At 69.1% G+C, this 12998-nt stretch carries 8 protein-coding genes; 6 read left to right on the top strand and 2 right to left on the bottom strand.

From position 1 onward, the window contains the following. The first annotated feature begins 715 nt into the window (after nt 1-715). The 3 genes from gltB (at nt 716) to VP06_RS16085 (ending at nt 7723) form a co-directional block, all read left to right on the top strand. Nucleotides 716-5407, top strand: a complete 4692-nt coding sequence (gene gltB / locus VP06_RS16095; RefSeq protein WP_048464796.1) for a glutamate synthase large subunit — start codon at nt 716-718, stop codon at nt 5405-5407. Nucleotides 5408-5650: 243 nt separating this feature from the next. Then, entirely contained in the window at nt 5651-6253 is a 603-nt protein-coding gene (locus VP06_RS16090; protein ID WP_048464795.1) for a glutathione S-transferase family protein, read from the top strand. 45 nt (nt 6254-6298) lie between these two features. Next, nucleotides 6299-7723 (top strand): glutamate synthase subunit beta, encoded by a 1425-nt coding sequence (locus VP06_RS16085; RefSeq protein WP_048464794.1) that lies wholly within the window; start codon nt 6299-6301, stop codon nt 7721-7723. A 248-nt stretch (nt 7724-7971) separates the two neighbouring features. On the opposite strand, the gene VP06_RS16080 is transcribed toward VP06_RS16085, so the two are convergent. Continuing rightward, entirely contained in the window at nt 7972-8121 is a 150-nt protein-coding gene (locus VP06_RS16080) for a hypothetical protein (RefSeq protein ID WP_245291197.1), read from the bottom strand. Between the two features lie 367 nt (nt 8122-8488). Between VP06_RS16080 and VP06_RS16075 the strand changes: the two genes are divergently transcribed. Both VP06_RS16075 and VP06_RS16070 read left to right on the top strand, forming a co-directional pair. Next, nucleotides 8489-9556, top strand: a complete 1068-nt coding sequence (locus VP06_RS16075) for an adenylate/guanylate cyclase domain-containing protein (protein ID WP_048464823.1) — start codon at nt 8489-8491, stop codon at nt 9554-9556. A gap of 706 nt (nt 9557-10262) precedes the next feature. Further along, complete coding sequence (locus VP06_RS16070) at nt 10263-10700, top strand: Ros/MucR family transcriptional regulator (protein ID WP_082167433.1); 438 nt, start codon at nt 10263-10265, stop codon at nt 10698-10700. Nucleotides 10701-10759: 59 nt separating this feature from the next. On the opposite strand, the gene VP06_RS16065 is transcribed toward VP06_RS16070, so the two are convergent. Continuing rightward, nucleotides 10760-11599, bottom strand: a complete 840-nt coding sequence (locus VP06_RS16065) for a DUF1194 domain-containing protein (protein WP_048464792.1) — start codon at nt 11597-11599, stop codon at nt 10760-10762. A gap of 313 nt (nt 11600-11912) precedes the next feature. On the opposite strand from VP06_RS16065, the gene VP06_RS16060 reads away from it, so the two are divergent. Further along, nucleotides 11913-12677, top strand: coding sequence for a restriction endonuclease (locus tag VP06_RS16060; protein ID WP_048464791.1), 765 nt, complete (start codon nt 11913-11915; stop codon nt 12675-12677). The last annotated feature ends 321 nt before the right edge of the window (nt 12678-12998 follow it).

Raw genomic sequence — 12998 nt, 5'->3', positions numbered from 1 at the left:
CGATCGGACGGCCATCATGCCGGGCGATGCGCGATGGGACGAGGCGCTGCGGCTCATGCCCGTCATGTCTTCTCGGTCGTGCCTGCCGGTATCGAACGGCCCTGCTGCGCGGGGGAAAGATGCGCGCCTCTCGCGATTTTCGGCATTTCGTTGCGGCGGGCCGATGCGGAACGCAAGAAAAGCACAAGCCCGGACCGAATGGCCTCTTGCTGGACCGATTGAAATCTGGCAGGTTCCGCAAGTTAGGACAGTACCGCTGTCCCATTTTCCCGGCCGGGCCCCGTGCCCCCGGGTCGCAAGGGCGCTGGCTTGTGGCTTGCACGACAGCCAAACGAGATACCAAACGCGCCGCCATTCGGGCGGTGCGGGCGCACGCCGGCTGACACCAGCCTGCCGGGCGCTCGCGAGGTGCGGGCGCTCCCTTCGCGAGACGCGACCGAACCTCCCGCGGACCAGAAGAACGACAGGCGGCGGCCGTGCCCTCGGCCCGCAGGCCCGCGGCGCCCCTCGGGTTGTCCGCACCACTTCGCCCGCCCGTGACGGCGGGATAGCCCGCCGCTGATGGCAGGTTCGCCTGTCCGGGTGGCAGGCCGCCGTTTCCCGGCCGGCACGCCCGGCCCTTCTGCCCGGCCGGCACGCCCGGCCCTTCTGCCCTCTACCGAGTGCACGCCTCTGCGCGCCTCGCCACGATGACCGGACCTTGGGAGACCAGACCATGAGCGGCACGGACCAGTCCCAGCACCCCACCCGCGGGCAGGCGGTCCCCGCCCTCGTCGTGCGCGATCCGGCCCTGCCGGCGCGCCAAGGCCTCTACAACCCGGGCAACGAGAAGGATGCCTGCGGCGTCGGCTTCATCGCCGACATGCACAACCGCCAGAGCCACGCCATCGTCCAGCAGGGCCTCCAGATCCTGGAGAACCTCGACCATCGCGGCGCCGTCGGCGCCGACCCGAAGATGGGCGACGGCTGCGGCATCCTGGTGCAGGTCCCGCACGGCTTTTTCGCGGCGGAGGCCGAGCGCCTCGGCATCAAGCTGCCGGAGGCGGGCCATTACGGCGTCGGCCAGATCTACATGCCGCGGGACGAGGAGGGCTTCCGGCTCGTCGAGAAGATCGTCGAGAAGGCGATCGCCGACGAGGGCCTGAGCCTGCTCGGCTGGCGCGACGTGCCGGTCGATTCGAGCGACCTCGGCGAGAGCGTGCGGCTGAGCGAGCCGCGCCACCGCCAGGTGTTCATCGGCCGCCCGGCCTCCAGCGCCGACCAGGACGCCTTCGAGCGCCGGCTGTTCCTCGTCCGCAAGGTGATCTCGAACGCCGTCTATACCCTTAAGGACGCGCGGCTGAAGGAATTCTACCCCGTCTCCCTGTCCTCGCGCACCATCGTCTACAAGGGCATGGTGCTGGTGAACCAGCTCGGCCACTACTATCTCGACCTGAAGGACGAGCGCTTCGTCTCGGCCCTGGCGCTGGTGCACCAGCGCTTCGCCACCAACACCTTCCCGACCTGGCGCCTGTCGCACCCCTACCGGATGGTGGCCCATAACGGCGAGATCAACACGCTGCGCGGCAACGTGAACTGGATGGCGGCGCGCCAGGCCAGCGTCGATTCGGAGCTGTTCGGCAACGACATCTCGAAGCTCTGGCCGATCTCCTACGAGGGCCAGTCCGACACCGCCTGCTTCGACAACGCGCTGGAATTCCTCGTCCAGGGTGGCTACCCCCTCGCCCACGCGATGATGATGCTGGTGCCCGAAGCCTGGGCCGGCAACCCGCTGATGAGCGAGGAGCAGCGCGCCTTCTACGAATACCACGCCGCCCTGATGGAGCCGTGGGACGGCCCGGCCGCGCTCTGCTTCACCGATGGCCGCCAGATCGGTGCCACCCTCGACCGCAACGGCCTGCGCCCCGCGCGCTACCTCGTGACGGAGGATGGCCTCGTCGTCCTCGCCTCGGAGATGGGCGTGCTGCCGATCCCGGACGACAAGATCGTCTCGTCCTGGCGCCTCCAGCCGGGCCGCATGCTCCTGATCGACCTGGAGAAGGGCCGCATCGTCTCCAACGAGGAGATCAAGAACGAGCTGTCCGCCGCCCACCCGTACAAGGAGTGGCTGAAGCGCACCCAGATCGTGCTCGAGGACCTGCGCCCGGTGCAGCCGCGCGAGTCGCGCACCGACGTCTCGCTGCTCGATCGCCAGCAGGCTTTCGGCTACACCCAGGAAGACCTGAAGCTCCTGATGCAGCCGATGGCCGTGACCGGCCAGGAGGCGGTCGGCTCGATGGGCACGGACACGCCGCTCTCGGCGCTGTCCGACAAGCCCAAGCTGCTCTACACCTATTTCAAGCAGAACTTCGCCCAGGTGACGAACCCGCCGATCGACCCGATCCGCGAGGAGGCCGTGATGAGCCTCGTCTCGTTCATCGGGCCGCGGCCGAACATCCTCGACCTCGAGGGCACCTCGCGCAAGAAGCGCCTCGAGGTGCGCCAGCCGATCCTGACCAACGCGGATCTGGAGAAGATCCGCTGCATCGGCCATTTCGAGGACCGCTTCGACACCAAGACCCTCGACATCACCTACCCGGCCGAGACCGGCGCGCAGGCGATGGAGGGGGCGCTGGACCGCCTCTGCGACCGGGCCGAGGCGGCGGTGCGCGGCGGCTACAACATCATCGTGCTCTCCGACCGCGCCGTCGGCCCGGACCGGATCCCGATCCCGGCCTTGCTGGCCACCGCATCGGTGCACAACTACCTGATCCGCAAGGGGCTTCGCACCTCGGTCGGCCTCGTGATCGAATCCGGTGAGCCGCGCGAGGTGCACCACTTCGCGTGCCTGGCCGGCTACGGCGCCGAGGCGATCAACCCCTATCTCGCCTTCGAGACTCTGCTGGCGATGAAGGACGAGCTGCCGCCCGAACTCTCTGACGACGAGATCGTCTATCGCTACATCAAGTCGATCGACAAGGGCCTGCTCAAGGTGATGTCCAAGATGGGCATCTCCACCTATCAATCCTATTGCGGCGCGCAGATCTTCGACGCCATCGGGTTGAACTCGGCCTTCGTCGAGCGCGACTTTTTCGGCACGGCGACGACCATCGAAGGCGTCGGCATGGCCGAGATCGCCGAGGAGACGGTGCGCCGCCACCGCGACGCCTTCGGCGACGCGCCGGTCTACCGCAACGCCCTCGATGTCGGCGGCGAATACGCCTACCGCCTGCGCGGCGAGGCGCATACCTGGACGCCCGACACGGTGGCCACGCTCCAGCACGCGGTCCGGCTCAACCTGCCCGACCGCTACCGGGCGTTCGCCAAGATGGTGAACGAGCAGGAGAACCACCTCAAGACGATCCGCGGCCTGTTCCGGATCAAGAGCGCGGCGGAACTCGGCCGGGCGCCGGTCGAGATCGACGCGGTCGAGCCCGCGGCCGAGATCGTCAAGCGCTTCGCCACTGGTGCGATGTCCTACGGCTCGATCTCCAAGGAGGCGCACGAGACCCTGGCGATCGCCGTCAACTCCTTTGGCGGCCGCTCGAACTCGGGCGAGGGCGGCGAGGAGCGCGAGCGCTTCCGGCCGCTGCCGGACGGCCGGTCGCGCCGCTCGGCGATCAAGCAGGTGGCATCGGGCCGGTTCGGCGTCACGACGGAATATCTCGTCAATTCCGACATGATGCAGATCAAGGTGGCGCAGGGTGCCAAGCCCGGCGAGGGCGGCCAGCTGCCCGGCCACAAGGTCGACGCCAAGATCGCCAAGGTCCGCCACTCGACCCCGGGCGTCGGCCTGATCTCGCCGCCGCCGCACCACGACATCTACTCGATCGAGGATCTGGCCCAGCTGATCTTCGACCTCAAGAACGTCAACCCGGCGGCCGAGGTCTCGGTCAAGCTGGTGGCGGAGGTCGGCGTCGGCACGGTGGCGGCCGGCGTCGCCAAGGCACGCGCCGACCACATCACCATCTCGGGCTTCGACGGCGGCACCGGTGCGGCGCCGCTCACCTCGATCAAGCATGCCGGCGGCCCCTGGGAGATTGGCCTCGCCGAGACCCAGCAGACCCTGGTGCTCAACCACCTGCGCGGGCGGGTGGCGCTCCAGGCCGATGGCGGCATCCGCACCGGCCGGGACGTGCTGATCGCGGCGTTGCTCGGCGCCGACCAGTTCGGGTTCTCGACCGCGCCGCTCATCGCGGCCGGCTGCATCATGATGCGCAAGTGCCACCTCAACACCTGCCCGGTCGGCGTCGCGACGCAGGATCCGGTGCTGCGCAAGCGCTTCAAGGGCACGCCCGAGCACGTCATCAACTACTTCTTCTTCGTGGCCGAAGAGGTCCGCGAGCTGATGGCGTCTCTCGGCGTCACCAAGCTCGACGAGCTGATCGGCCGCTCGGAATATCTCGATAAGCTGGCGGCGATCTCGCACTGGAAGGCCAAGGGCCTCGACTTCACCCGGCTGTTCCACAAGCCGGACGTGCCGGAGACGGTGGCGCTCCGCCACGTCGAGAGCCAGAAGCACCCGATCGACCAGGTCCTCGACCGCCGGCTCATCGCCGCGATCGGCGACGCGATCGAGACCGGCGTCGCGGTGACCGTCGAGGACGTGATCCGCAACTCCGACCGGGCCGCGGGGGCGATGCTGTCGGGCATGGTCGCCAAGGCGCACGGCCATGAGGGGTTGCCGGACGACACCATCACGGTGAAGCTCACCGGCACCGCCGGCCAGAGCTTCGGCGCCTGGCTCGCCGCCGGCGTGACGCTCAGCCTCACCGGCCACGCCAACGACTATGTCGGCAAGGGCCTGTCGGGCGGCAAGCTGATCATCCGGCCCTCGGATGCGCTGGGCTCGCCGTCGGACCGCACCATCATGGTCGGCAACACGGTGCTGTACGGCGCCATCGCGGGCGAAGCCTATATCCGGGGTGCGGCCGGCGAGCGCTTCGCGGTCCGCAACTCGGGCGCCATCGCGGTGGTCGAGGGCATGGGCGACCATGGCTGCGAGTACATGACCGGCGGCGTCGTCGTGTCGATCGGCGAGACCGGGCGCAACTTCGCGGCCGGCATGTCGGGCGGCATCGCCTACGTGCTCGACGAGGACGGGTCGTTCGCCAAGCGCTGCAACCTGTCGATGGTCGATCTGGAACCGGTCGAGGAAGAGGACGAGTTCATGCGTCGCTTCCACCAGGACGGCGATCTGGAGACCAAGGGGCGCATCGACATCATGGCCAACATGTCCGGCCACGACGAGGAGCGCCTGGTCGGGCTCATCAACAACCACCTGAAGTATACCGGCTCGGTGCGCGCCAAGGCGATCATCGACAACTGGCAGACCTACCGCACCAAGTTCGTGAAGGTGATGCCGGTCGAGTACCGGCGGGCCCTGCGCGAGATGGAGCGGGCCCGGATGCCGGTGGCGGCGGAGTAATCCGTCGGTTCGGAAGTCCGCGCGGCTGAACCCTCCCCCCTTGCGGGGGAGGGTGCCCCACGACGGGGGCGGGAGAGGGCGACGCTTCTGGGTAAGACTGGACCGTTTTGACGGGCGCAAGCTGGATCGGCGTCGCGGTCCCCTCTCCCGGCCCCTGCCGACGCAGGGTCCGCCTTCCCCCGCAGAGGGGGGAGGATGGGGGAGAGCCTCGGGACACGATCGGGGATACAAGGAGAGATCGCGGTGAAGATCTACGGCGACCTGATGTCGGGCAACTGCCTGAAGGTGCGGTACGTCGCCGATCACCTCGGGCTCGCCTATGAGTGGATTCCGATCGACATTATGCGGGGCGAGACACGCACCGCCGACTACCTCGCCCGCTTCCCCGCCGGCCAGGTGCCGGGGGTCGCGTTCCCGGACGGGCGCTGCCTCGCCCAGTCGAACGCGATCATCCGGTACCTCGCCCGCGGCTCCGCCCTGCTGCCGGACGACCCCTGGGCGCAGGCCAAGATCGACGAGTGGCTGTTCTGGGAGCAGTACAGCCACGAGCCGACCATCGCGGTCTGCCGCTTCCACATGCGCTACAAGGGCGAGCCGGCCGAGACTCGCGACCCGAAGAAGGTGGCGGGGGGCGAGGCCGCCCTCGACCTCATGGAGCGACACTTGACCACCGCCGACTGGTTCGTCGGCGAGGCGGTCAGCATCGCGGATGTCACCTTGTTCGCCTATACGCAATTCGCCGACGAGGGCGGATTCGATCTCGCGGCCCGGCCCGCCATCCGGGCCTGGCTCACCCGTTGCGGGGAGGCGCTCCCCACATCCGCCACCGTCGCCGGGGTCGCTTAAGACCCGCCGCCGGCCCGATCACTTCACGAACTGAGCACTTCACCGATGGGCAAGGTCACAGGCTTCCTCGAATTCGACCGGCAGGAGCAGAAGTATCAGCTCGCGGCCGACCGCGTGCGCCACTTCCTCGAATTCACCCTGCCGCTCGACGAGCACGACCTGAAGAAGCAGGCAGCGCGCTGCATGGATTGCGGCATCCCGTTCTGCCACGGCCCGACCGGCTGCCCGGTCCACAACCAGATCCCGGACTGGAACGACCTCGTCTACAACGCGGACTGGGAGGAGGCGGCACGCAACCTGCACTCCACCAACAATTTCCCTGAATTCACCGGCCGCATCTGCCCGGCGCCGTGCGAGGAGGCGTGCACCCTCAACCTCGAGAACCAGCCGGTGGCGATCAAGACCATCGAGCAGGCGATCGCCGACAAGGCATGGAGCATGGGCTGGGTGGTGCCCGAGCCGGCCGAGACGAAGACCGGCAAGACGGTCGCGGTCATCGGCTCGGGCCCCGCGGGTCTCGCGGCGGCCCAGCAGCTCGCCCGGGTCGGCCATGACGTCCACGTCTTCGAGCGCGAGCCGAAGGCCGGCGGCCTCCTCCGCTACGGCATCCCCGACTTCAAGATGGAGAAGCGCCATATCGACCGCCGGGTGCGGCAGATGGAGGCCGAGGGCGTGCAGTTCCATTACGGCGTCAATGTCGGCGTCACCCGCTCCTTCGCCAGCCTGCACAACGAGTTCGACGCCGTGCTGTTCGCCGGGGGCGCCGAGGCCCCGCGCGATCCCGGCCTGCCGGGCCAAGAGCTCGACGGCGTCCACTTCGCCATGCCCTACCTGGTGCAGTCGAACCGCCGCGTCGGCCAGGAGGCCGAGACCGGCGAGGCCCCGATCCTCGCCGCCGGCAAGAACGTGGTGGTGATCGGCGGCGGCGACACGGCGTCGGACTGCGTCGGCACCGCCTTCCGCCAGGGCGCCCTTTCGGTCACCCAGCTCGACATCCGCCCGCGCCCGCCAGAGCGCGAGGACAAGCTGACCGTGTGGCCCTACTGGGCGACCAAGATGCGGACCTCGTCGAGCCAGGCGGAGGGCGCCGAGCGCGAGTTCCAGGCCGCGACCCTGCGCATCGAGGGCAAGAAGGGCAAGGTGAAGGGCGTGGTCTGCGCCCGGGTCGACGCGGCGAGAAAGCCCATCCCCGGCTCGGAGTTCCTGCTGCCGGCCGATCTCGTGTTCATGGCGATCGGCTTCGCCGGCCCGGTGGCCAAAGGTCTGCTGGACGAGTCCGGCGTCGCCCGCGACAAGCGCGGCAACGTGCTGGCCGACGACAGCCAGTACCGCACCTCGACCGACAAGGTCTGGGTGGCGGGCGACATGCGCCGCGGCCAGTCCCTGGTGGTCTGGGCGATCCGCGAGGGCCGTCAGGCGGCCCGCGCCATCGACGAGGCGCTGATGGGCGCGACGACCCTGCCGCTCTGAGGGGCAGGACATCCGGCGGGGAGGATCTCCCCCGCCGGCATCGGCCTTCGGTCGTCGACAACGGGCGTTGGATCCGGTCTCGAATTGTCGCCAAGGTGCAGAGTCCGGCCCAAGGTCCCATAGGTCCGGGCTTGGCGTCGAGACGTGGAGACGGACCTGGCGATGGGGCGACGGCCTCATCGATCTCGGTCCTGCCGGAGATCGACGCGATGCGCTCAGCCCGTCGCAGGCCGCCCCGCCTCGCCGGATCAGTCGCAGCGCTCGCTGCGCACGGTCTTGCTGTCGCCGACCTCGTTGGTGTTCTTGACGGTCTTGGTCTCGCAGGCGCCGGTCGACCCGGCCGAGCGCTTCTCGATCACTGTGCTGCGCTCCACCGGGGCGGAGTCAGAGCGGATCACCGTCACGTCCTCGGCCAGGGCCGGAACCGTGGCGAGGCACCATGGGCCGCGAGGGTGACGCGGCGAACGGATAGGCCGGCCTTCACGCTTGAGGGTCGAATCGTGATGCAAGCGCCATAGTCAAGCCGCCTGTACTGCGTTTCCCTCACGCCTCATGGCAGGCCGGGCGGCGAGCCGGGCGATGGGACTAACCTTGGGCGTTTCGGCCTTGCCGATGCCCTCAAAACGGCGTGAATCGCGGGTGAATTGCCGCAGCGCCGCGGGCCGGACCTCCGGGCCGCGCCAGGAGACCCACACCGTGCCCGCAGCCGGCCCCGTCGACCGCAGCTCATCGGGAGAGGCGGCGCAAGCCGGCCTTCCGGCACGCCTGGCGCAAGCCTGGCGGACGGCCGGGCTGCCGATCCCGCAGCACGCCTGGTTCTGGATCGGCATCCTGCTGCTCAGCGCCGGGGCGGGCCTGCTCTACGACGCCCTGTTCCAGAACGGCATCCCGCTGGTCGCGGCGATCCACGGCGTCTTCATCGGCGCCTGTGCGCTGCTGATGGAGCGCGGCACCGTGCTGCCTCAGCTCCAGGCGCGCCTGCGCCGCCTGCCGACCTTCCTCTACGTGCCGATCGCCGAACTCGCCTATGTGGGCATGATCACGCTCGGCCACGCCACCGGCGGCGTGGTCGTCTGGAGCACGGGGCTGACCACGGAGCCGTTCGCCGAGGCGGTGATCCCGTCGCTGCGGGTGCTGGTCTACGCCCTCGCGGTCTCGGCGCTCCTCGTCTTCGTGGTGCGGATGCGCGACCTGATCGGTGCCGAGGTTTTCGTCAACCTGCTGGTCGGGCGCTACCACCGGCCGGTGGAGGAGGAGCGCATCTTCCTGTTCGTCGACGTCGTCGGCTCCACCGCCTATGCGGAGATGCACGGCGCCCTGAAGACCCAGGCGTTCCTCGGCGCGGTCTTCGCGACGCTCGCCGAGCCGGTCCGCCGCTGCCAGGGCTCGACCGACGACTTCATCGGCGACATGGCGATGATCACCTGGCCGATGGCCCGCGGACTTCAGGACGCGCGCTGCGTCGCCTGCGTGCTGGCGATCCAGGAAACCCTGACGCGGGATGCGGCGGCCTGGCAGGAGCGCTTCGGGGCCGTGCCGCGCATCCGCGCCGCCCTGCATGGCGGACCGGTGGTCACCGCCGAGGTCGGGGTGGACCGGCACAAGATCGCGTATTTCGGCGATGCGGTGAACGTCACCGCCCGGCTCGAAGCCCTGTGCCGGACCCTGGACGCGCCGGTGCTGATCTCCGACGACCTTCTCGCCAAGCTGCCGCGCCTGCCCGCCGGCGTCCGGGCCCGCCCCCTGGGGGAGCACGCCGTGCGCGGGCGCGACCAGGTCCTGGCCGTCGCCGCCCTGGAGCAGATCCCGCGAACGGTCCGCACGGCCGCCTGAGCACGCGGACGGCGAGGCGGCGAGCGACGCAACCGGTCTCGGCGACGGGCAGAACGGCGGCCTCTTCTGTTCCGCATACCCTCCCGGCGCATATCATCCCCGATCCTGACGCAACCGTCGGCGCGGTTCGGCATGTCACGCGCCCGCGCCCGATGGTTCCGGCACCGCCAAAACTAACATTTGTTGATCCGAACCTGGGCTGCGGGCAGGTGAACGCGGTCCGATCGGGTCGGAATTGGCGTTTCATGGTCGATCGGTTCGCGCGTGATGGAATTGCGATGGAGTTGACGCTTCGATCACCATCATGGGAGCGTCCAGCATCTCACGGTTGCTGCGGCCGCAGCGCCTCGTGCTGCCGAGCAGCATCCATGATCGACATGTGTTCTTTCTTTCGCTCGAAAGAATCTGAGCTGTCGTGTGAGACATGAGTCAAAGAGGACGGCTCAGCCGCTCCGCCCTCCGTCGAGTTGGAGCGTCCGGCGCATACGGTGAACTCAGCACAACTCTACCCTGCAACCGGCCTCAACAAGAATTTCTCCGGAGGCTTGACCGAAAGCGATCGGCGCTTCTTTTTCCTCTTGCGATTGCGCCGGTGCCATCATAGTTGCACCTATATGCAAAGACAGACCTGCCCTGCGGCATCCGGGTGCTATGGCGGGCATGTCTCAGTGTCTTTTGGATCTACCTTGAGCAGAGGGCCAACATGATGAGTGAGAGTGAGGCGTCGACGAACCATATCGGGCTCGCCGCGGATATCGTGGCGGCTTTCGTGAGCAACAATTCGGTCCCGGTCGCCGATCTGCCGAGCCTGATTGCTTCGGTCCATACCGCTCTGGGCGGCCTTGGCCGCCATGCGGCGACCGTGCAGGCCGAGCCCCTCACCCCGGCAGTTCCGATCAGGAAGTCGATCATGCCGGACTATCTGGTGTGCCTCGAGGACGGCAAGAAGTTCAAGTCGCTGAAGCGCCACCTGCGCACCCGCTACGGCCTGTCCCCCGAGGAGTATCGGGCCCGTTGGAACCTGTCGCCCGATTATCCGATGGTGGCGCCGAACTATGCGGCGGCGCGGTCGGAACTGGCGAAGACGATGGGTCTGGGGCAGCAGCGGCGCCGGTCCCGGCGCGGTGGCGAGGCCGAGGACTGACCGGCCCCGGACGGAACGGCGCCCGTCGCGACAGGTCATGGTTGTATCGGCCAGACCTGCTAATCCCAGTCGAGATTGGGGCGCTCGCCGACGAGACAGTTGGCCCGCGGCTCGCCCTGGGCCTTCAGCACGAGCGGACCCGTCTCACCGGGGCCGCTTTCGTGGTGAGTCCCCTCTGGTGGGCTCCCGTCTTGGGCCGCCACCTCGCGGATGATCTTGGTGCGGATCGCGGCAGCGAACTGGTCGCGCTCGCGGACCGGCACCATGAAGCTGCCGCTGCCACCGATGACGCAGTCGCGATAATAGAGATCGAGGTCCTTGATGTCCCAGGGCCCGCTCGGCTCGCGGATCATCAGGGGCAGGCCGTTGATGACGATCCCCTGGCGAACGGCATCGTCCCGCGCCTTGGTGACGGAGCGGCCCTGGTTGTTCGGGCCGTCACCCGAGACGTCGATCACCCGCCGCGTCGCCTCGAAGCCGCTCCCGGCGAGAAGGCCGGCCGAGAAGTCGATGGCACTGGCGATCGAGGTCCAGGTCGAGCGCCGGGGTGGGCTCTGGCCGAGCCGGTCGGCGAAGCCGGTCGCCTCCTCGGGCCCGGCGATCAGCGTCCAGGGCACCACGACCCGCTGGTTGCCGACGCCCGCCCACTCGACATAGGTGACGGCGATGCGCCCGACCATGCCCTGGCGGATCGCGTGGTGGACGGCCGGATTGCGGAACGCCTCGACATAGCCCTCCCGCTGTACCGCCTGCTCATCGCCAGTCATCGACAGGGAGACGTCCACGGCGAGCACCAGGGCGACGTCGACCTCGACGGGGTCACCGCCCGCCCGGACGGGGGGACCGGCCGCGCCAGCGACCAGCAGGCAGGCGAAAAGCGCGACGATGCGTGATCTCATCCGGGATCTCCGCTGCACCGGCCTGTGCGAGGCTCCGGCGGAAATGCCAGGATCGGCTGCCCGCCCCCCCGAAGGCAAGCGCCACGAAGACCTTGCCGCGACACGCTCGCGTGAGGCCGCACCCGTCGGGGCGCATTCCGGCGCCGCGGAACACGATGCGTTCTGCTGTGGATGAAGTCCGGGACAGCCTGTGTCTTAGGCTGGGGACAACCCGCGCCTGCTGAGAGTCGGGACCGCTCCGGCCGCGCCGCGCGGCACGGTGCGATCGTCCTGCCCGACATCGTGCCCGATGTCTCGCCAGAGTGTCCTGCCGATGCGCCGCTCCCCCAGCCTCGCCGACCGCCTGTTCTGGCCGATCGTGGCCGGGGGTGTGGCGAGCCTGTGGCTCGGACCCCGGGCTCTCGCCGTCGCGGGCGTGGTGGCGCTGGCTCTGGTCGTGCACCGGCTCGGGCGCGGCGGCCGGTTCCGCCGGCGGGTGCGGGCGATCGCCCGCCGGCACCGCGAGACCCTGGCCCTGCGCCGCCGGCAGGAGAGCTACATCGACCCCTACGGCAACGAGATCCTCGATGGCTGGCTGCGCGAGCGCAGCTACTTCGCCGAGCGCACGGTGCTGCCGCGGCTGGAGGCCGAGGGCTATGGCGACCTGATCGAGGCGCGCTGGGAGGAGATCCTGGCCATCGTCGAGGCCGCATCCTTGAGCGCCGCATCTCCGGACGAGGCCGAGGACTTGCCGGAGGACGGGCTGGCCTATGAGCGCTACTGTGCCGCCCTGCTCGAACGGGCCGGCTGGGACGCGCGCACCACGAAGGCGGCGGGGGACCAGGGCGCCGACGTGGTGGCGGAGCGGGACGGGGTGCGGCTGGTGGTCCAGTGCAAGCGCTATGCGAAGCCGGTCGGCAACGGCGCGGTGCAGGAGGTGGTGGCGGCCCGCAGCTACTGGAGCGCCGATTGCGCCGCCGTGGTCTCGAATGCCGGGTTCACGCCGGCGGCCCGCAAGCTGGCGGCGGCGACCGACGTGCTGCTGCTGCACCACGACGCGCTGCCGGCCCTCAGGGCGCGACCGGGACGACCGCGCTGAGCCGATCCGCGGATCCCGACCCGACGAGGCCCTGCCTCCCGGGAGGACAGGGCGTTGGAGCAGCCCCCGATCACGTCGCGATCAGGGTGCGGCTCTCGATCTCTGGTGTGCCGCAATCTCTGCGATGAACCGGTGCCCACATCGTCGAAACATGCTCTAATGCGCCCATGTGCTGAGGATCCAGATCCGCTTGAATTCCTGCTGGGCGCGCTCCCGCTGGTCCTCGATCGTCTCGGCGGCAGAGGCGGAACCCGGGCGATCAGCTCTTCCGGCCAGATCTCGCACACCTGGCACGTCTTGCTTCGCGCTCTCGACCCTGGC

The organism is Methylobacterium aquaticum, from assembly GCF_001043915.1.
Lineage (GTDB): Bacteria > Pseudomonadota > Alphaproteobacteria > Rhizobiales > Beijerinckiaceae > Methylobacterium > Methylobacterium aquaticum.
Note: the sequence above shows the minus strand (reverse complement) of the source record. Positions and strands in the feature narration are given on the sequence as shown.

Excerpts from the sequence above, each read along its gene's own strand:
- VP06_RS16070 (WP_082167433.1), top strand. The coding sequence starts at position 10,263 with ATGAGTGAGAGTGAGGCGTCGACGAACCATATCGGGCTCGCCGCGGAT.
- VP06_RS16085 (WP_048464794.1), top strand. The coding sequence starts at position 6,299 with ATGGGCAAGGTCACAGGCTTCCTCGAATTCGACCGGCAGGAGCAGAAG.
- VP06_RS16060 (WP_048464791.1), top strand. The coding sequence starts at position 11,913 with ATGCGCCGCTCCCCCAGCCTCGCCGACCGCCTGTTCTGGCCGATCGTG.
- gltB (WP_048464796.1), top strand. The coding sequence starts at position 716 with ATGAGCGGCACGGACCAGTCCCAGCACCCCACCCGCGGGCAGGCGGTC.
- VP06_RS16065 (WP_048464792.1), bottom strand. The coding sequence starts at position 11,599 with ATGAGATCACGCATCGTCGCGCTTTTCGCCTGCCTGCTGGTCGCTGGC.